Annotated in this window: 18 protein-coding genes; 11 read left to right on the top strand and 7 right to left on the bottom strand. The window is 63.6% G+C overall.

Going from position 1 to position 19,848, the window contains the following annotated elements; genetic code table 11:
- Positions 1-81 precede the first annotated feature (81 nt).
- Positions 82-885, bottom strand: a complete 804-nt coding sequence (locus A9W99_RS22290; RefSeq protein WP_067383753.1) for a TetR/AcrR family transcriptional regulator — start codon at positions 883-885, stop codon at positions 82-84.
- A 151-nt stretch (positions 886-1,036) separates the two neighbouring features.
- Between A9W99_RS22290 and A9W99_RS22285 the strand changes: the two genes are divergently transcribed.
- The 8 genes from A9W99_RS22285 to A9W99_RS22250 all read left to right on the top strand — a co-directional run bounded on the left by A9W99_RS22285 (position 1,037) and on the right by A9W99_RS22250 (position 9,845).
- Positions 1,037-1,834: an SDR family NAD(P)-dependent oxidoreductase gene (locus tag A9W99_RS22285; protein WP_067383346.1), complete on the top strand. Its 798-nt coding sequence runs from the start codon at positions 1,037-1,039 to the stop codon at positions 1,832-1,834.
- A 34-nt stretch (positions 1,835-1,868) separates the two neighbouring features.
- Entirely contained in the window at positions 1,869-2,876 is a 1,008-nt protein-coding gene (locus A9W99_RS22280) for a dihydrodipicolinate synthase family protein (protein WP_067383345.1), read from the top strand.
- 148 nt (positions 2,877-3,024) lie between these two features.
- Entirely contained in the window at positions 3,025-3,873 is an 849-nt protein-coding gene (locus tag A9W99_RS22275) for an enoyl-CoA hydratase (RefSeq protein WP_067383342.1), read from the top strand.
- Positions 3,874-3,895: 22 nt separating this feature from the next.
- Positions 3,896-5,098, top strand: a complete 1,203-nt coding sequence (locus A9W99_RS22270; RefSeq protein WP_067383340.1) for an amidohydrolase family protein — start codon at positions 3,896-3,898, stop codon at positions 5,096-5,098.
- Positions 5,099-5,110: 12 nt separating this feature from the next.
- Complete coding sequence (locus tag A9W99_RS22265) at positions 5,111-6,772, top strand: acyl-CoA synthetase (protein ID WP_067383337.1); 1,662 nt, start codon at positions 5,111-5,113, stop codon at positions 6,770-6,772.
- Positions 6,762-7,592 (top strand): amidohydrolase family protein, encoded by an 831-nt coding sequence (locus A9W99_RS22260; RefSeq protein ID WP_067383334.1) that lies wholly within the window; start codon positions 6,762-6,764, stop codon positions 7,590-7,592. Before A9W99_RS22265 ends, A9W99_RS22260 begins: the two co-directional genes overlap by 11 nt.
- Positions 7,592-8,644 (top strand): acyl-CoA dehydrogenase family protein, encoded by a 1,053-nt coding sequence (locus A9W99_RS22255; protein WP_067383332.1) that lies wholly within the window; start codon positions 7,592-7,594, stop codon positions 8,642-8,644. Before A9W99_RS22260 ends, A9W99_RS22255 begins: the two co-directional genes overlap by 1 nt.
- Positions 8,645-8,660: 16 nt before the next feature.
- Complete coding sequence (locus A9W99_RS22250) at positions 8,661-9,845, top strand: acyl-CoA dehydrogenase family protein (protein WP_067383329.1); 1,185 nt, start codon at positions 8,661-8,663, stop codon at positions 9,843-9,845.
- A gap of 60 nt (positions 9,846-9,905) precedes the next feature.
- Here A9W99_RS22250 and A9W99_RS22245 read toward each other — a convergent pair whose 3' ends face one another.
- On the bottom strand, positions 9,906-10,682 hold the full coding sequence (locus A9W99_RS22245; RefSeq protein ID WP_172828929.1) for an AraC family transcriptional regulator: 777 nt from the start codon (positions 10,680-10,682) through the stop codon (positions 9,906-9,908).
- 106 nt (positions 10,683-10,788) lie between these two features.
- Between A9W99_RS22245 and A9W99_RS22240 the strand changes: the two genes are divergently transcribed.
- Together A9W99_RS22240 and A9W99_RS22235 are read left to right on the top strand one after the other, a co-directional pair.
- A complete protein-coding gene (locus A9W99_RS22240) occupies positions 10,789-11,964 on the top strand; it encodes a M28 family metallopeptidase (RefSeq protein WP_067383322.1) in 1,176 nt (391 codons plus the stop codon).
- 91 nt (positions 11,965-12,055) lie between these two features.
- Positions 12,056-12,910, top strand: coding sequence for an enoyl-CoA hydratase/isomerase family protein (locus A9W99_RS22235; RefSeq protein ID WP_172828928.1), 855 nt, complete (start codon positions 12,056-12,058; stop codon positions 12,908-12,910).
- On the opposite strand, the gene A9W99_RS22230 is transcribed toward A9W99_RS22235, so the two are convergent.
- Complete coding sequence (locus A9W99_RS22230; RefSeq protein ID WP_067383316.1) at positions 12,887-13,729, bottom strand: alpha/beta fold hydrolase; 843 nt, start codon at positions 13,727-13,729, stop codon at positions 12,887-12,889. The genes A9W99_RS22235 and A9W99_RS22230 overlap by 24 nt on opposite strands.
- An 84-nt stretch (positions 13,730-13,813) precedes the next feature.
- Between A9W99_RS22230 and A9W99_RS22225 the strand changes: the two genes are divergently transcribed.
- Entirely contained in the window at positions 13,814-14,422 is a 609-nt protein-coding gene (locus tag A9W99_RS22225) for a TetR/AcrR family transcriptional regulator (RefSeq protein ID WP_156623249.1), read from the top strand.
- Between the two features lie 6 nt (positions 14,423-14,428).
- Here A9W99_RS22225 and A9W99_RS22220 read toward each other — a convergent pair whose 3' ends face one another.
- The 4 genes from A9W99_RS22220 to A9W99_RS22205 form a co-directional block, all read right to left on the bottom strand.
- On the bottom strand, positions 14,429-15,574 hold the full coding sequence (locus A9W99_RS22220; RefSeq protein ID WP_067383309.1) for a thiolase family protein: 1,146 nt from the start codon (positions 15,572-15,574) through the stop codon (positions 14,429-14,431).
- Positions 15,571-16,785 carry a CaiB/BaiF CoA-transferase family protein gene (locus tag A9W99_RS22215; RefSeq protein WP_082930156.1) on the bottom strand — a complete coding sequence of 405 codons (1,215 nt, stop codon included), beginning with the start codon at positions 16,783-16,785 and terminating at the stop codon, positions 15,571-15,573. The genes A9W99_RS22220 and A9W99_RS22215 overlap by 4 nt, the downstream gene beginning before the upstream one ends.
- A 27-nt stretch (positions 16,786-16,812) precedes the next feature.
- Positions 16,813-18,021, bottom strand: coding sequence for a cytochrome P450 (locus A9W99_RS22210; RefSeq protein ID WP_067383304.1), 1,209 nt, complete (start codon positions 18,019-18,021; stop codon positions 16,813-16,815).
- A gap of 117 nt (positions 18,022-18,138) precedes the next feature.
- Positions 18,139-19,785 (bottom strand): acyl-CoA synthetase, encoded by a 1,647-nt coding sequence (locus tag A9W99_RS22205; RefSeq protein WP_067383301.1) that lies wholly within the window; start codon positions 19,783-19,785, stop codon positions 18,139-18,141.
- Between the last annotated feature and the right edge of the window lie 63 nt (positions 19,786-19,848).

Here is a 19,848-nt window from a genome sequence, read left to right as displayed (position 1 = left end):
CGTAGTTTCACAACGAAAGCACGTATGCAGACATTTTTGCAGTACGCGCAGGTTTTCACTGTCTGGACTGCGGCGGAGCGGCTAACCACCCGCTTTGGCCCGCGTTCGGACCGACGCGGATTTAGTCGTCTTGCGTTGCCGCGCAGACTTAGTGGTTTTCGAGGCTGTCTGCGACTCCTCGATCAATCGTCCGGCGTGATCGAGTATGCAGTCCAGGCCGTACTCGAAATTGGTTTCGTCGGGCGCCGCGATGCGGTGTCCCTTCCCGGTCACTCGGGCGATGAGCGGCGTGGTTTGCGGGTCGATGGCCACCGCGTCGTCAATCGAGCGCGGTCCGCTGTCGGGTGTTTGGGTTTTTTCCTGGAGTCGCTGCAATACGACCGATCCGCGGACGTGCAGCGAAACCGCCGAATAGGTGTCGAAGGCGTCCTCGGGCGAGAGGCCTGCCTCCACCAGGTTGGCGATCGCACGCTCCATCTCCTGCGCGCCTAGGCGCGCCGCCTTCGGACTGAGCGCGGCGCGGATCAAAATCAGATCGCACAGAATCGGATTGCCCATGAACGTCTTACGCATCAACCGGGCATGGTTACGCAATGTTTCGCGCCAGTCGCTGGCTTCGACGTACGGGGTGGCGAATACATACTTGCTCAGGGCGCGGTCGGTCATCGCGTTGAGCAGGTCGTCCTTCTTGCGGAAGTACCAGTAGATGCTGGTGACGCCGACGCCGAGGTGTTTGCCAAGCAGCGGCATGCTGAGGTTGTCGATCGATACCTCTTCTGCGAGTTCGAATGCGCCGCTGATGATGTCATCGGGATTGATGGACCCGCGTTCGCGTCGCTGCCGCTTGTCGGCGGTTGCCTGCTTTGCCACTACGGGCACCTCCATCAAGATCTGTGCTGCGTATGCGGTCCGCGGCGTCGCCACCGACAGCGGTTCGAGCGGTTGTCCGTCTGCTACTGTAATACCTATCGTAGGCTTTTTGGTAAATACAGCTGGACCGGCGAAGCATGTCTCGGCCAGCGCCGAACGGTGAAGCATGGATCTAGGGCTGGCTAATGCCGCAGCGGTGGTGGTGGGTGGCAGCAGCGGGATGGGTTTGGCCACCGCCCGCTGCCTGTCGGAGGAAGGCGCGCGGGTGGCGGTGGTCGGTCGGTCAAAGGCCAAGCTCGACAGCGCCGTTGGCGATCTGGCGGGTCGGGGCAGTCCCGACGCTCTGGGCCTGGTTGCCGACATCCGCGATGCGGGGCAGGTCGACGAAGTGTTCGCCGAGCTGGGTCAGCGGTGGGACGGCGAACTCAACGTGCTCATCAACACGGTGGGGCCGGGAGCGCCGGGGAGCTTCGAAGATCTGACCGACGAGCAGTGGCGGGAGGCTGTCGAAGACGGCGTGATGGGCATGGTGCGCTGCGTTCGCTCGGCACTTCCCCTGCTGCGCAAGGCGGATTGGGCACGGATAGTCAACTTCTCCGCGCACTCGACGCAGCGGCAAAGCGTCATGCTGCCCGCTTACACGGCGGCCAAGTCCATGCTCACCAGCGTCTCGAAAAACCTATCGCTGCTGCTGGCCAAGGACGAGATCCTGGTCAACGTCGTGTCGCCGGGCAGCATCGCATCGGAGTCGTTGGTCGGCTGGGCGAAATCCGTAGGCGTCGACGGCAATGACCCCTACGCCCTGATGGATGCCATCGACAAGCACTTCGGTCATCCGGCGCAGCTGCCGCGAGCCGGCCTACCGGAGGAAATCGGTCCCGTCGCAGCGTTTCTCGCGTCGCGCCGCAACTCCTACATGACCGGAGCCAATATCAACGTGGACGGTGGTTCGGACTTCACCTGAGGCGAAAACGGCTGGCTGGCAAAAGGAGTGGACCATGGCGGTAGCCAGTGAAGCGCGTACCTGGGCGCCCGGGGCGCTGCGGGGAATCGGCGACTCGCTGTACACACCGTTCTGCGGCGCCGACGGCGACGACATCGACTGGGATGCCTACCGGACGTTGGTGCGCTACTGCGTCCGCGATCTCGGCCACCCGATGCTGTGGTGCACCAGCGGCGTCGGAGAATTCTGGTCGCTGACTCTCGATGAGCGAAAGCGCCTGCTAGAGGCGGCAATCCACGAGGCGCGCAGTGCCAACCCCACGGTCGTCATACAGGCATGCACCTCGGCGATGACGGCCAAGGACTGTGTGGACCTGACACTGCACGCCCAGGAGGCCGGCGCTGATATCGCCTACATCCAAACGCCGATGATGGAGGTGCACGGCGGCGACGGCGTGCTGAGATTCTTCAAGTACGTCGCGTCGCGCACCGACATCGCCCTGGGCATGTTCAACTCACCGTCCTCGGGTTACGTGTTGACCCCGGCCGAAAGCGCGCGGATCTACGACGAGGTGCCTGCGGTCTGTGCCACCAAGGAAGGTGCCTTCCGTCCGCAGAACAGCAGGATGTTGCACGAGCTCGCGCCCGGTCTGGTGATCTGGGAATGCGACAAGACGGTGGCACGCGCCGGATGGGTACGAGCCGGGATCGTCTGCCCGGCGCAGTTGGGAACCGCCGGATATCTGGTTGAGACTCCGCAGCTGCCATTGCTTTCGGAGTACTGGGATCTGGTCATGAGTGACAAGCTGCTCGAGGCGATGGACTTCTGGCGCGACAAGGGTCTCGACCAGTTCGATCTCGATCTCGGATCGTGGTGGACCTGCTATCCGGGCCGGTCGGACTACTTCACGCACTGGGGCGGTGCGTTCAAGTACGCCGCCTCGCTGCTGGGCCTGCCGATCGGCGCATATCCGCATTCGCGGCCACCGCAAGCGGAGCTGCCGGACGAGGCCAAGGTCCAGATCAGGAATGCCTATCGTCGCCTCGGGCTGATCGACGCGTAACGGTAACCTTCGAGCAACCGGAAATTTGTTGGTTTGCGCTGCTCCGCGGGGCGCGACGGCAGTTGTGGAATGCGGTACCGATAGGTATACAGTATGCGTACAAAGTCAGTCGGATCCGATAATCGCGGGCGAGGAGGTACGACAGCGTATGTCGGGCAACTCCTCGGAAGGTAACTCCGACGACGCAGTGCTCTACGAAGCGACTTCGACCGGCGTGGCAATCATCACCCTAAACCGGCCCGAGCGTCTCAACGCCTGGGGTCCCGACATCGCCGCCGCGTTTTACGCCGGTATCGACCGCGCCGAACAAGACCCGGCGATCCGCGCAATCCTCCTGACCGGCCGGGGCAAAGGTTTCTGCGCCGGCGCCTATCTGGGCGCGCCCAATTCAGCTGGCGAGGTCGGCGAAAAGATGGAAAACGCAAAGCAGACCAACCTGGCCGACATGGTCGGCGAGCGTCCGCCCCACTTCGTCACCACGCTGCGCAAGCCCGTCGTCGCCGCCATCAACGGAGCATGTGTCGGAATCGGTCTCACCCAGGCGCTGATGTGCGACGTCCGGTTCGCCGCCGCGGGAGCCAAGTTCGCCGCGGTGTTCGCCCGCCGCGGCCTGATCGCCGAGTTCGGCATCTCGTGGATCCTTCCGCGCCTGACCAGCTGGGGCGTCGCGCTCGACCTGTTGCTCAGCGGCCGCACATTCCTCGCTGAGGAGGCGGCCGCGCTCGGCTTGGTCAAGGAAGTCGTCGCACCCGAGAACCTGATGAAGCGGGCACTGGAATACGCCGAGGACATCGCCGCCAACTGCTCGCCGGCTTCGATGGCGGTGATCAAACAGCAGGTATACGGCGACGCCAATCGCGATGTCGGGGAAGCGACTTCGCGAGCCGAGGTGTTGCTGCACGAGGCCATGCCAAGGCCGGATGTCATCGAGGGGATCACGAGCTTCCTGCAGAAGCGACCGCCGCAGTTCCCGTCGCTCACCCCGTCGGATGCGTAGTGGCGTATCAGAGAGGACGATCATGAGTAACTTGGGCTATCAAGCCATCGACGTCGACAATCACTACTACGAGCCACTGGACGCCTTCACCCGGCACCTGGACAAGAAGTTCCGCAGGCGTGGCGTCCAGATGTTCAGCGACGGCAAGCACACCCAGGCGATCATCGGTGACCGGGTCAACCGGTTCATTCCCAACCCGACCTTTGACCCGATCATCGTCCCGGGTTGCCTGGACTTGCTGTTCCGCGGCGAGATTCCCGAGGGCGTCGATCCGGCGTCCCTGATGAAGGTCGAGCGTCTGGGGGAGCACCCGGAGTATCAGAACCGGGACGCCCGCGTTCGGGTGATGGACACGCAGGGCATCGAGACCGTGTTCATGTTGCCGACATTCGGCTGCGGTGTCGAGGAAGCGCTCAAGCACGATGTCGACGCGACGATGGCCTCGGTGCACGCGTTTAATTTATGGCTGGACGAGGACTGGGGATTCGACCGTCCGGACCACCGAATCGTCGCCGCGCCGATCATCTCGCTGGCCGACCCGGCCAAGGCCGTCGACGAGCTCGAGTACGTGTTGAGCCACGGCGCCAAACTTGTTCTGGTGCGCCCGGCGCCGGTACCGGGAGTGGTCAAGCCGCGCTCGCTCGGCGACCCCAGCCATGATCCCGTCTGGGCCCGGTTGGCAGACGCCGGCGTACCGGTCGGATTTCACCTGAGCGACAGCGGCTACCTGCAGGTCGCGGGAATGTGGGGCGGCAAGTCGACTTTTGAGGCATTCGGCGGATCGGATCCATTGGATCAGATACTCGTCGATGATCGCGCGATTCACGACACGATGGCGTCGATGATCGCGCATGGTGTGTTCACTCGCCATCCGAAGCTCAAGGCAGTCAGCATCGAAAACGGGTCGTACTTCGTCTACCGTCTGGTCAAGCGCCTGAAGAAAGCCGCCAACAACCACCCGCGGTTGTTCCCCGAGGATCCGGTGGAACAGCTCCGTAACAATGTGTGGATCGCTCCTTACTACGAGGACGATTTGCGCGCGCTGGCCGATGTCATCGGCGTCGACAAGATCTTGTTCGGTTCGGACTGGCCGCACGGAGAAGGGCTCGAGTCGCCGGTGTCGTTCACCGAAGAACTCACCGAGTTCACCGAAGCGGATATTCGTAAGATTATGCGCGACAACGCTTTGGATCTTCTCGGTGTCAAAGCCACAGTGTCAGCCTAGGCGGCCTAAACCGTGAGTGAATGGACGGTCGGGGCGGTACTCGACGCCATTGCCGATGTCGTTCCCGACCGGCTGATGACAGTATGCGGAAACCGGCGGAGCGCCTTCGCGGACTCGGCAGAGCGCACCAACCGATTGGCGAATCTGCTCAACGGCAAGGGATTTGGCGTCCATCGCCCGCGTGAGTCCCTGCAGCGTTGGGAATGCGGCCAGGACCGGGTGGCGCTCATCATGTACAACGATCTGTACCCGGACATGGTGATTGGGTGTCTCAAGGCGCGGACAGTCCCGGTCAACATCAACCACCACTACGCGGCGCGTGAGATCCGCGACCTGCTCGACTACGTCGGCCCGCGCGGCATCATCTATCACCGTTCCCTCGGCGCCCGGTTCGCCGACGTGCTCCCGCCCGACAGCACCGAGCTGCTGTTGTCGATCGACGACGGGAGCACGGTTGCAGAACTGCCCGGGGCGATCTCGCTGGATGAAATCTTGCCGGAGGTGTCGCCGGACCGCGACACGGTCGGCTCACCCGACGACCTGATCATGATGTGTACCGGCGGAACGACGGGCCGTCCCAAGGGAGTTCTGTGGCGGCAGAGCGACATGTACGTGGCGTCGATGGTGGGGGCCGATCATCAGAACGTCACCGAGATACACAACAAGGTTCGCAACGGCGGCCCCGCGTGGTTCGCGGTGTCTCCATTGATGCACGCGGCGGGTATGTGGACCGCGTTCTCGGCGCTGTGCGCGGGCCTGCCGGTCGTGCTGTACGACGACCGCAACAAGCTCGACGTACGGTCGGTGTGGGCAACCGCCGAGCGCGAAAAGGTGGGCATGATGACGATGGTCGGCGACGCGTATGCCGGACCGTTGGTCGCTGAACTGCGTGCGCATTCGTACGACTTGTCCACCCTGAACGCGATCGGAACCGGCGGAGCCGCCACAAACGCGAAATACAAACGCGCACTGATGGAATGTCTGCCGCACATCACGATCATCGAAGGCTACGGCTCTTCGGAAACCGGCAATATGGCATTCGGCCACAGCCGCAACGGCAACGCCAGCGAGACGTTTGAACCCAGGTCCGGGGTGCGGGTGGTCTCGGCCGACCGCACCCGGTTCCTGCGGCCGGGTGAGCGGGAGATCGGCTGGACCGCCAGGTTGGGCAGGATCCCGCTGGGGTATTTCAACGACGCACCAGCCACCCAACGAACGTTTCCGGAGATCGACGGCCAGCGGGTGGTGATACCCGGCGACCGCGCATCGATCGAAAATGACGGCACCATCCGGCTGTTCGGGCGTGACTCGCTGGTGGTCAACACCGGCGGCGAAAAGGTGTTCGTCGAAGAGGTCGAGGAGGTGCTGCGCGCGCACCCCGATGTTGCCGACGCCTTGGTGATCGGGCGCCCGAGCGAACGATGGGGTCAAGAGGTGGTGGCGCTCGTCGCGCCGCAGCCCGGGTCCGCTATCACCGAAGACGAGCAGACGTTGCACAACTTGTGCACCACGCAACTAGCGCATTTCAAGGCGCCCAAGGCATTCATCTTCGTCGAGCAGATACAGCGTCTGGGCAATGGCAAACCGAACTACAGGTGGGCAAAAGAGCAAGTGACGCAACCCGTTTCGGCCACAGGAGCGGCCGTCGATCCCGAAGGAAGTCGTGAACGATAAAGCTATTGACTGCCTGGTCAACGTGCACTTCGGCGAAGCCGAGGCGCAGCCCGGCTGGATGCTGAAGGTCCGCGACGATTACTTCAAGGGCCCGGAGTCGATGTTCGCGCCGGTCGACTTGTCCGAACTGCTCGAAGAAATGGACGCTCTCGGTGTGCAGAAGGCGATCCTGATGGACTCGCTGACAAACCCGTCCACCATGGCACGCAAGTTCGTCGATGCCAAGCCGGACCGGTTCGCGCTGGCGATGGGCGGGGTCAACCTGTTGCGCCCGGTGCGGCCGCTGCGAGAGCTGAGCGCCGTAGTGCGTGATCTGCCAGTGGCGTATGCCGCTGTGGGACCGAGCTTTTGGGGCGACGGCCAGTATCCGCCCAGTGATGCCGTCTACTATCCGCTCTACGCCAAGTCCGCCGAACTGGATCTTCCGCTCTGCGTCAACACCGGTATCCCCGGACCGCCGATCCCCGGTGAGGTGCAACACCCCATGCATCTCGACCGGGTGTGTGTCCGTTTTCCCGAACTGCGACTGTGCATGATCCACGGAGCGGATCCGTGGTGGGACGTCGCTATCCGGTTGCTGCTGAAATACGCCAATCTGCGCTTGATGACGTCGGCGTGGTCGCCGAAGCGGCTGCCGGAAAGCCTGCTGCACTACATGCGAACGCGCGGGCCGGGCAAGGTGATCTTCGCCTCGGACTGGCCGGTGTTGCGGATGCGGCGGGTGATCCCCGAAGCCCGTGCGCTGGATCTGCCGGCCGAGGTCCTCGACAACTATCTGTATAACAACGCCCAGGAATTCTTCTTCGGACAGGAGCACTGATGGATCGCTTCGAACTTCGCAGACAGGACTACGGCCTGTCCGAACACCACGTGGACCTGCAAACCGCCTACCGGCAGTTCTTCAAGACCCACTGCCCGATCGAAACCGTCCGCGCCGCAGAGCCGTCCGGCTTCGACAAGAATCTCTGGGAGCGGTTGTGCGCGATGGGCGCCTCGACGATGGCGCTGCCCGAATCCAGCGGCGGCGACGGTGCGACGCTGGTCGACCTCACCCTGGTGGCCGAAGAGATCGGGCGGGCGCTGGCGCCGGTCCCGTGGATCGACCATGTATGCGCCGCAAGGCTTTTGGCACGCCTTTCGGCGCTGGGTGCCGAGACCGCCGGGGTGGCGGACGGCGAACAGCTCGCCGCATTCGATGCGCGAATCGACACCGTGCCGGGGGCCCGGTTGATTCCGACGGGCTCGGTTGCCGATCACATCCTGGTCCGGGAGGGCGACGAGATTGTGCGCCTGACCTTCGGGACCCGACCCGCGAAAGTCGACAACATCGGCCGGCTGCCGATGGCCTGGGTCGATCCGGCCGCCGCCGACACCCGTACTGTCCTCGCCGAGGGACCCGAAGCGCAGGCGAGTTACCAACGGGCACTGGATGAGTGGCGGCTGCTGACCGCCGCGGCGCTGGTCGGCCTGGTCGAGGAGACGATGACCATCGCCGCCGAGTTCGCCAAGACCCGCTACACGCTGGGCGTGCCTATCTCTACGCTGCAGGGCATTTCGCATCCGCTGGCGAACATGGCCATTACCGTCCAGGGTGGACGCAACCTGGCGCGGCGGGCTGCCTGGTTCCTGGACAACGAGCCCGATGAACGGCCCGAGCTGGCATCGTCGGCATTTGTCTTCATGGCCGAGGAAGCCGCCAAAGCCGCAACCATGGCCGTCCACATTCAAGGCGGACTTGGTGTTTCGGCCGAGGCTGCCGCGACGGCGTATCTGGTGCGAGCCAGGGGCTGGCCCTTGGCGGGCGGCGATCCTGCAGCGTCCGCTCAGCGGATCGCCGACATCGTTGCCGGCCGCGAGACGGCGCAAGTTTAGCGATAGGAATTACATAGTGGACTTTTCCCGTGTCCAGCTGTCCGTCGAGGACCAAGCGTTCTATGACGAGGCACGCAGCTTTTTGGCCACACATATGACCGACGAGGTCAGGCGTCGAGACCGCGAGACGGGCGACAACTTCGACGAGGGTCTGCACTTGGCGTTCGGCGCGGCAGGATACTTGGCCGGCGAATGGAAGTCGGCAGGCGACGGCGGCTTCACCCGGGTACAGCGGCGGATCTGGGAGCTCGAGAAAAGGCGAGCGCATGTGCCGTGGGTGACCTGGGGAACCACCGCCATGGTGGCACGGTCGGTGGCCAAGTTCGGCTCGCCCGAACTGCAGGAGGAGGTGATGCCGGGAGTCTTCAGCGGCCATGTCAGGCTGTGCCTGGGCTACACCGAACCCGAAGGCGGCTCCGACGTCGCCACTTGCAAGACCCGCGCCGTGCGCGACGGCGCCGGCTGGATTATCAACGGCTCCAAGATGTTCACCACCGGTGCGCACAATTGCCAGTACGTATTCCTCATCACCAACACCGCACCCGACGCGCCAAAACACAAGAGCCTGACCATGTTTCTGGTTCCGCTGAACTCGCCGGGCATCGAAATCCAGGGCATCCGCACGGTGGACGGCGACCGCACCAACATCGTCTACTACAGCGACGTCCGGGTCGACGACAAGTACCGCCTGGGCGACGTGAACGCGGGCTGGACAGTGCTGCGGGAACCGCTCAACACCGAACACGGCGCCGTCGCCGCGTCCGCAGATGGCTTGCAGGACAACTCGATAATGATGCACCAGGCGGGTTCCATGTCGACAGCGGTGGACAAGGCTGCTGCGCAGGTGACGCGGCGGGATGCCAGCGGACGTCGTCTGCTCGACGATCAGTCGGTCGGTTATCGGCTGGGCCGCAGCGTCGCGCGGATGGAGGCTGCACTGTCGGCGCCGAACATCTTCGGTCGGGTGGCAATCGCGCAGACGATGCGCGACATTTCGCCTGATCTGATGGACTTGCTCGGAGCCGCGTCGGCTCTTCCTTACGGAACCGACGGGGCCGCCGACGACGGCAGCGCCGAATACGTCTATCGCTTCGCGCCACTGGTGGGCATTTATGGCGGAACGCTGGAGGTCTTCCGCAACATGATTGCCCAATACACGCTCGGCCTGGGCAAGCCGGCCTACGCAGCGCCGGCCAAGTAGCGCGAGCAGACGCAAAAGTCCCTTATTTCAGCTGTTTTCGGGAGCTTTTGCGTCTGCTCGTCAGGTTGACGGTTCGATGGCAAGGCGCACCCCGGCGCCGAGAAGTGCGCTGGGCGACAACCCGAACATCGAATGAAATGTTCGGCTGAAATGCGACAGTGAGTCGAATCCGGCGTCAACGGCGCAGCGAGTCAGATCATGTCCTGCCGTAAGTCCATCTGCTGCGTGAATCATCCGGGCCCACAGCTTGTAACGCCGATAGCTGGTCGCTGTCTGGTTGCTGAACAGCCGCAGGAAGTACGACGTGGATAGACCCAGCTCGAGGGCCATCTTTGTGGCACTGGTGTCGCCCGCCGGGTCAGCGCGAATCGTCGCGATCGCCGCCCGGATGCGGGGGTCCATGACGCGCGGCACCGACAGCCTCAAACGCCGCATGATGCTCGCGATCTCCACGTCGGGCTGCTGACACAACACCACCAGTTGATGCTCGGCGTGGTGGTCGAAGCCGAACGGTCCGATTGCGCGATGCATATGCGCGGCGTAGTCGGGAGTCGCGAGCGCCGTCGGCTCCACGAACACGAACAGCATCCGGCCATGCCCGGGGATCAACTGATGTTTGTAGCGGGCGGGCGAATACGCACTACGCGCCGCTACGTCGCCGACGCCTTCGGCCCGAAACGTAAATCGATCGTCGATGCCGACCGCTAGGCAGGCAACCGCTGTGGAATGCGGATCGATGCTCAGGGCCGGGCCGAGGTACCCGGCATAGCCCCGTCCCAGCCAGAGTCTGGGCCGTGCGGCGGCATCGCAGGTCGGCGACATTAACGGGGCCCCCACATCCGAAAGACTACCGGCTGAACACCGCACCAATCGAGCGCACGTTTTTGAAAGCGCGTCCGGCAAGCTCGCGACAGACTGTCCTGGAGACCATGGGAGGGTTTCGATGACCGCCGTATCACCTGCCACCAGCAACCAGGCAACGCCTCGTCTGCGCAGCGATGTCGAACAGTTGGCATCGTTTGATCGCCGAACGACGACGGCCGGTGAGCGCCGTTCCGCCGAATGGATTGCCAATCGCCTCATAGATATCGGAACGGCCGACGTCGCGATGGTCGAGTTCCGCAGTCAGTCTTCGTGGGCACCCGCAAATGCTGCGTATGCGCTTGCCGCACTTGCCGCCGGCACCGTCGGAGGCATGCCCGGGCGGCTGCTCGCGGCCGGACTGGCTGCCTCGTATGAGCTCGAGGTGAGCGGCCGCAACCAATGGGTCAGGCGGCTGCTTCCCGCCAGCCGAGGCGTCTCGGTGACCGCACTGATACCAGCCGCCAGCAAGGCCCGCAGAACCGTTGTCCTAGTTGCTCATCACGACGCTGCGCACAACGGGTTGGTATGGCATCCACGCACCGTCGCGCTCAACCGGATGTGGTCAAGACGCACAGGCGAAACCCTGCCCACGCATGCTCCGGTGTTGGCGGCCATGGCGGCTCAGATGCTACCGCTGTGGCCGGTGCGGCGAGCAGCACAGTTCGCTCTCGCGACAGCCACCGTGGCCATGATTCAGTCGGCGCGCAGCTACACCACGCCCGGGGCAAACGACAACGCGACCGGTGTGGCATCGGTACTCGAGGTCGCCAATCGCCTTGCAACGCATCGGCTCGCCGAAACCGATGTCCTGCTGGTGTTTCCCGGCGGCGAGGAAGCCGGCAACACCGGCATGCGTGCATGGGTGCAGGGCCATAGCCGTCACCTCGATCCGGACAAGACCCTTGTCATCAACCTTGACTCGCTCGGCAGTGGAGGGCACCTGGTCGTCGCCCGCCGCGAAGGTCTGACGGGTCGACTGGCCGCCGCAGATGTCAAATTGGCGACGGATGTGGCAGCCGCAGCCGGAATCGAGCTGCGCATGGTGTCGTTTCCCAACGTGTGCGACACGAGCATGGCCAGGTACCAAGGGATGCATGCCATCTCGCTGCTTTCCTACGACGGAGGCTGGATCCGCAACTTGCACATGAGAAGCGACACCGTAGATCAAGTTCGCTGGAACACTGTGCACCAAGCCGTCACATTGGTGGAGAAGCTGGCGCTGGCATGGTCGGACGGAGTCCGCGAAGATGGATGAGTCACCTCGGCTGCTCACCCAGCGAACCGGTCGAGTCCTGACGGTCACGTTCAACCACCGCCCACGCCATTTTTTCGACCGGCGGATGGCGATGGAACTTGACGTGCTGACCCGTAAACTGCGGCGCGACAAGACTATCGGCGCGGTGGTGTTCACCGGTACGGAGCACACTTACATCACCCATCTCGACATGCGCTTGTTGTTGAGCGCGTCTCAGGCGCTGCCGTTCGAAGTGCCGTACTCCTGTGCGCGGTCGGTCATTCCACTTGCGAACATATCCGGCCACAGCGCTGCAGCTGCGCGCCTGCTACGTAGGACGCCGGTGGCGGACCTCGAATTCATGGCGCGGACGTATGCCGCGTTACGCCGGATGAACACGATGGACAAAGTATTCGTCACCGCGATAAACGGCATTGCCTTGGGCATGGGTTGCGTGTTCGCGTTGGCATGCGATATCCGCGTCATGGCCGACGACACACTGATCGGACTGCCCGAATCGGCAATCGCCATGCTCGCCGCCGCCGGCGGCACCCAACGCCTCGTCCGAATGGTCGGCAGCGCACGGGCATTGGAGTTGCTGCTGGACGGTCAGCCGCTCAACGCTCAAACCGCACACCGGTACGGCCTGGTGAATCGCATCACGGTAAGATCCGATCTGCACGAAGAAACCGCTGTGCTCGCGAGGCGCTTGTCCGATCGCTCGCCGAAGCTTAATCGTGAGATCAAACGTGTGGTGTATGACGCCGGCAACCATCGTTTCCCCCGTGCTACGCGGATGGAAGCGGCCAGCCTCATGGCTACGATCACCTCGCCGCAGGGCCGCCGGCAGATTCGTGCCTACCATGATTGGCTCGCAGCACATTCGAAGCTGACCGACGACACGATCATTTCGGGCTTCGACGCTGTTGCGAATGGCACGGCCTCAGCGCTGCCGTTGCCAGGCTGACTGGATTGCGTCGGCCACTCGTTGCGGCTCGTCGAGCGGGAAAAATGTGCGTCCGCCGGGAATTTCGATCAGCCGGGCATCGGGAAAGGTGTTCTGCAGTCGGTGCGCGAGTTCGATTGGGAAGAGCCGGTCCTCATCACCCCAGAGCAACAGCACGGGTTTCGGGAAGCGCTTAAGCCGCGCGGATATGTCGAGCAGCTCTGAAGCATCGACACCGCGCAAGAACTTGGCGGTGTCGCGCCGAACGCCGCGGTCGGCCAGCGCCGGTGTGATCCAACGCCGGGTCAACTCGGAATCCAAAGGCTTGGATACGGTTTGGCCCTGAATGCGTTGCCGTAGCCAGGCAGGCCGCATGATCGTCATCAGCGCATAGATGCCAGCTGGGTGGCGTCCGACATTGAAAACCGGGCGCAGTGAGCGGGGCGGGAATTGATCGAAGGCGTCGCCGTTTGTCAACACGAGTTGTCCGATCCGACTGTCATCGATGTCTACAACGAACTGGCACAACGCAGTTCCGGTGTCGTTGCCGACCAGGACGACATCGGTCAACCCCAGCTCCTCGATGAACGCGACGATCAGACCTGCGACGCCGGCAGGGCGCAGATCGGCCTCGCGTCGCAGTGCGATGGGGTGACACCCAAGCGGCAGGTCCAGCGCATACGAACGCACACCGCGGGCAGCAAGGGCGTCTGCCGTCGGCGTCCATAATTCGCTACTGACCAACAGGCCGTGCACGAACACCACGGGCGGCGTCGCGCTGTCGTCCGGTCCGGCGAACCGGTAATGAATCCGTCCCTGCGGCAAGTCGAGGATGGGCATCTGAGCACTCCTGGGTTAAGGTGAGCGAAAAGATTACCTACATACGGTATGAACATACATACCGTATGTATGAAAGGCAAGCAGATGGGTGGCCCGCGTCGGACGCAGGCGGAACGGGCGGCAGAAACACGTGAATCGCTGATCGCCGCGGCCCGCGCGTTGTTCGCCGAGCACGGCTTCACCAACGTCGCCCTCGAAACGATCGTGCGCGATGCAGGCGTGACCCGCGGCGCGCTGTACCACCATTTCTCCGACAAGACCGAGCTCTTCGCGGCAGTGTTTGAGCAAGTCGAGGGAGAGGTGGCAGCACGGATGGGTGACGCCATAGCCTCCGCGAATCAGACGGACCCCGTCGAGATCATGCGGCTGGGTGCGGGATTCTGGCTGGACGCATGCGCCGATACCGAAATTCAGCGGATTGTCCTCGTCGACGCCCCCGGGGTGCTCGGATGGACCCGGTGGAACGAGATTGGGAACCGGTACAACGTCGGACTGGTGCGAGAGCTTCTCGGCAGCGCTATCGACACCGGGCGTATCCCGCCCCAACCGGTCGAGGCGACTGCCTTGACGATGCTGGGAGCTATGCGCGAGGCGACCCTTTACATCGCGCGGGCAGAAGATCGCGACCGGGCGCGCCAGGAAGCCGGCGCGGTGATGGATCGGTTCATCTCCGCTCTGGGCGCCCGTGAGTAGCGCTCGTTAGGTCGTCAGGATCGTCGCGGCGGCGGTACCGGGTGCGCCGTAAACCTGCGCGAACCCGGCTCGCGGATTTCCCGGGACCTGGCGGTCACCGGCCTCACCACGCAACTGGCGCACCAGCTCATGCACCTGTCGCAGCCCGGACGCCCCGATCGGCTCGCCGTTGGCGATCAGCCCGCCGTCAGTGTTGACCGGCAACGTTCCGGTGATCTCCGTCGCCCCGTCGGCCAATAACTTCTCCTGCTCCCCGTCGGCGCAGAATCCGGCTTCGGCCATGTGGATCAGCTCTGCGCCGGCGTCGGTGTCCTGAAGCTGGATGACGCCGACGTCTTCCGGCGCCAGACCAGCCTTTTCGAACGCAGCCTTGGCGGCATAGACGGTCGGCGAGACGTCCTCCTCGACCGGTGCGTAGGTGGTGTTGACCTCGTACGCGCCATACCGGCGACTGCGAACCTCGACCGCGCGAACATAGACGGGTTTGGCCGTGAAGCGGTGCGCGATGTCGGCTCGGCACATGATGGCTGCGGCGGCGCCTTCGTCGGGAGCGCAGAACATGTACTGGGTCAGCGGGTAGTTCAGCACCGGCGAAGCCAGGATCGCTTCTTCGGACATCGGCTTGCGGCGAAATGCTTTGGGGTTCAGGGCTCCGTTGCGAAAGTTCTTCGCCGCGACCTTGGCGAGCGTGCCGACGGAGATGCCGTGGTCGTGCAGGTAGCGGTTGGCCTTCATGCCGAAGAACTTGGTGGTGAGGTATTGCCCGTTCTCGGCATACCAGCTCGGCATCCCGACCAGCGCCGGGTCCTCCGTGAAAGCTCCGCGCGGGTGTTTGTCCATGCCGATCGCGATGCCAATGTCGTAGTCTCCCAGCCGAATACCGTCGGCGCACAACTTCGTCGCGCTGGCCGCCGTCGCGCAGGCGTTGAACACATCGGTGAAAGGGATACCGGTGAGCCCCACCATGCCGACGATCGCGTCCGGGTTCGCCACCGTCCAACTGCCGCCCACCGCGAACTGGATGTCCTTCCATTCCAGGCCGGCGTCCGACAGGGCGAGCTGGATGGCATCGGCGGCCATTTCCATCGCGGACTTCCCCTCGAAGCGGCCGAACGGATGCAGACCCACACCAATGATCGCAACGTCATTCACGCTATGGCTCCCGACTCTTTCAGTTCGGCTATGCGGTCCCAATCCATGCCGAGCTCCATCAGAACGATTTCGGTGTGCTCAGACGCCTGCGGCGCTCGGGTGGTCTCCAGCGGCTCATGGTTGAACTGGACGGGGCCGCGCACGACGCGAAACGGCTCGCCACCGGTGGTGAGCTCGACTTCGGCGATCATGTCGTTGGCTAGGGCCTGTTCGTCGTCGGCGAGGTCGAGCAGGCTTTGAAAAGGCGCCCACTGGCCTTTCATCGTCTTCAGGTGTTGCCGCCAGTAGTCAAAGGGCTTGCCGGCGAATGCCTTGGCGATCAGCTCTGCTGCCGCATCCGCGTTCCGCAGCAACGGCAGCACCTCGGCGAAGCGCGGATCGTCAGCAACCTCGGGTATGCCGAGATGCTCGAAGGTGTCGCGGATGCAGCCGGTCGGGCTGATGATGCACAGGTTGATGGTGCCGCCATCGGAGGTTTGGTAGTTACCCATGAACGGATTGACCGACGGCTCAGCCGATCCCGGCATCCCGACCCGCATTACCTCTCCGCTCTCCATGCCCTGCGTCACGCTTGCCCCCGCCGCCCACCAGGCGGTACTCAGCAGCGACACGTCGACCTCGAGGGCTTCGCCGGTGCGCTCCCGATGCAACAGCGCGGCCGAGATGCCGCCGGCGATGTTCATCCCGCCGATGGAATCGCCGAAGGCGGGAATGCCTTGTGTCAGCGCGCCGCCCAGCTCCTCAGGCGTCAGCGCGTAGCCGATGCCGCTGCGGGTCCAGAACGCCGTGCCGTCGTAGCCTCCCATGTCGCGCTCGATGCCCTTGTCGCCGTAAGCCGTACCTCGGGCGTAGACGATGTCCGGATTAACCGCGCGGATGTGTTCGACGTCGAACTTGTTCTTCTGGCGCTGCTCGGGCAGGTAGTTGGTGAGAAACACGTCGGAGGTCTTGGCCAGTTCGTACAGGACTTCCTGGCCGCCCGGCGTGGAGACGTCGATCCCAACACTGCGCTTGCCCCGGTTGGGGTGCTCCATGAGCGGGTGCCGTTCCGGATTGACTTGAATGCCACCCATGTTCAAGAAGCCTCGTTGGGTGTCACCGCGCCGCGGGTGCTCGACCTTGATGACGTCCGCGCCCCAATCGGCCAGGATGGCTCCCGCAGCCGGCACGAACGTGAACTGCGCAACTTCCAGAACCCGAAAACCGGCCATTACCTTGATCATTGCGACCGCACCACGTTATGCCGCCTCGAACTTCACCGGAATGGCGGTCGGGGAGCGGAATGGCTGACCGTGGATGTGCGGGTCGTCATCGGTGATCAGCTCGATACCGGTCAACCGATCCAGCAGGCATTCCAGCGCGACGCGGGTTTCCAGCCGCGCCAGGTGAAGACCCAGACAAGTGTGTTCACCGGCGGCGAAAGAGATGTGCGGCATGTGCTTACGGAAGATGTCGAATTCCTCTGGACGTTCCCAGCGCCGCTCGTCGCGGTTCGCCGAGCCGATGCACACACTGATCATGGCGCGTGCCGGAATCGAAACCCCTTCCAGCTCAGTGTCTTCGGTGGTGTAACGCTGCACGGTGGTCAGCGGAGTCTCGAAGCGCAGCCCCTCTTCGATTACCTGGCCGATCAGCCCACGGTCGGATTGCAGGGCCGCGAACTGGTCGGGATGGCTCAGCAGCAGAAACAACAGGTTGCCCGAGGACCGGTAGGTGGTTTCCAGGCCGGCGGGCAGCAGCAACCGCAGGAAGGAATAGATGGCCTCGTCGCTGAGCTTTTCGCCGTCGATCTCCGCGGTGACCAGATCGCCGATGATGTCCTCGGTGGGCTGGGATTTGCGCTTCTCGATCTGTTCGAGGAAGTAGTCCTTGAGCGCCGCCGACGCCTCGAAGGCGCGTTCGTAGTTGACGTGGTAGCTGATCACCTCGACGGCGCGCTTGCGGAACATCGGCAGGTCGTCGGCAGGCAGGCCCAGCAGCTGCGCGATGATCCGGGTGGGGAACTCGAAGGTGAAATCCCGGACCAGGTCGGCGCGGCCGGAGTCGACGAACTCGTCGATCAAGGCGTTGCAGGTGGGGCGCACGATCGTCGGTTCCCAACGGGCCAGCGCCTTGGACTTGAACGCCGCAGATACCAGGTTGCGGTGTTCGCGATGCTCCGTGCCCTCCATTGCCAGAATGGTCGGCCCCATGAACAACCCGATCGTCTTGTCGTACAGCTTTGACGTGAACACGTGGTTGTTGCGGAACACGGTGTTGACCGCATCGAAGGACATCGCAGAGAACTCGCATTTCGGCCGGAAGTTCTCCGGCGTCTTGGAGTAGTCCATGACGGTGCCCGCGAACACGCCGCCCTGGCGTCGTTTGTGGGCGAAGAACGGGTATGGGTCACGCAGATCGACGGATAGCTCGGCAGCGCCGGTGGCGTCATCGACTTGACTCGTCACTCAGATCTCCAAGCTTGTCCGGCAATCGGCACGGGAACGTTGCTGCGTAAGTTCGTACTGTAATTATTACAGTAAACAATATCAATGGGATGGCCGACGAGTGCGCGCCACGTCGGCTCAGCCGCTGATCGCCTGCTCGCGTGCCCACCGGTAGTCGGCCTTGCCCGACGGGCTGCGCTCGATCACCGTGCGGTAGACGATCGCTTTTGGAAGTTTGTAGCGCGCCAACGACTTTGCCGCGTGCGCCACCAGCTCGTCGGGTTCGGCCCGCGCGCTATCGACCAGTGCGACGACGGCGACGACTTCCTGTCCCCAACGCTCGCTGGGCCGCCCCGCGACCACGACGTCGGCCACCGCGGGATGCGACGCGATTGCCGTTTCGACCTCCTCGGCGAAGATCTTTTCCCCGCCAGAATTGATGGTCACCGAATCACGGCCGAGTAACTCGATGTGGCCCCCGGTGAGGTGGCGCGCCCGGTCTCCGGGAATCGCGTACCGCACCCCGTCGATCGTCGGAAATGTCTTAGCCGTTTTGGCGGCATCGCCCTTGTAACCGAGCGGAACGTAGCCGCGTTGCGCCAGCCAGCCGATGCCGTCGTGACCCGGCGGCAAAATCGACGACAAATCCTCGGCGGCCACGAAGGTGTCCGGGCCGGCGTTGAAGGTGCCGGTGGACACCGCGCCCGACATGGACATGTGGTGCATCTGCGCCCCGGTCTCCGACGACCCGACCCCGTCGACGACGACAGCGTTCGGCAAGGTTTCGATCAAGCGCTGCTTGACGTACGGAGTCAGCAAGGCACCGCCGTTCGCCACCACGGCCAGCGACGACACGTCGGCAATCCCCTTCTCGATCGCGGTTATCAACGGCCGGGCAATCGCGTCACCTACCACCGTCACGACTGACACCCGCTCGTGCTCGATGGTGCGGACGACGTCGTCAGCGTCCAAATGGTCTACGACGGAAGGAAAGACGACTGACTGCCCGGTCGTCAGAGCCATCATCACACTCCATTGCGCCGCGCCATGGATCAGCGGCGGCAGGATCATCAGCTTGGTACCCGGGGCCACAGCCAATGCCGCCACGATCTCGTCGACGGAGCCGAACGGCTCGCCGGTCATGAGATTTCGCCCGCCGAACGACGTCATGAAGATGTCGTGCTGGCGCCACAACACGCCCTTCGGCATGCCGGTCGTGCCACCCGTGTAGAGGACGTACAAGTCGTCGGGGGAATGCTGCACCGGCGGGGGCGTCGGGGAACTGGCCGCCAGGGCACTCTCGTAATCCACCGCGCCATAGATCAAGTCGTGACCGGAGTCGTCCGCAATCTGTAGCAGGACGCGAAGCTGCGGAAGATCCGGCAGGACTTCGGCTACGCGCGGCGCGAATGCCGCGTGATAGATCAGGGCGGTTGCCCCCGAATCGGCCAGCAGATAGTGCAATTCATTCTTGACGTAGCGGTAGTTGACGTTGAATGGCGCCACCCGGGCTTGGAAACTGCCGAGCAAAGCCTCCACGAATTCGTTTCCGTTGTAGGCGTAAAGGCCGATCAGATCCTGGCCCGCCTCGTGGCCGGCCAGAGCAGAACGTTCCTGGTGGCAGCCCAGGCCACGCGAGTGCAGGTATGAGGCAAGACGGTTGGACCGCTCGAGGATCTGCGCGTAACTGAATCGTCGCTCACCCTGGATGACCAGGTCCCGCTCCGGTATCGCGGCCGCGACGGCCGCGGCGACGGCGGGCACCGTGAATTCGCTGTCAGGCACAGGATCCCTTTCTGTCGAGCAAACACAGAATTGCACTCGTGAGGGTCACATGGTGCGATTTTG

Source organism: Mycobacterium sp. 1164966.3, from assembly GCF_001665395.1.
In the GTDB taxonomy this organism is placed as follows: domain Bacteria; phylum Actinomycetota; class Actinomycetes; order Mycobacteriales; family Mycobacteriaceae; genus Mycobacterium.
The sequence above is the reverse complement of the archived record's forward strand: the minus strand, read 5'-3'. Positions and strand labels throughout refer to the sequence as shown.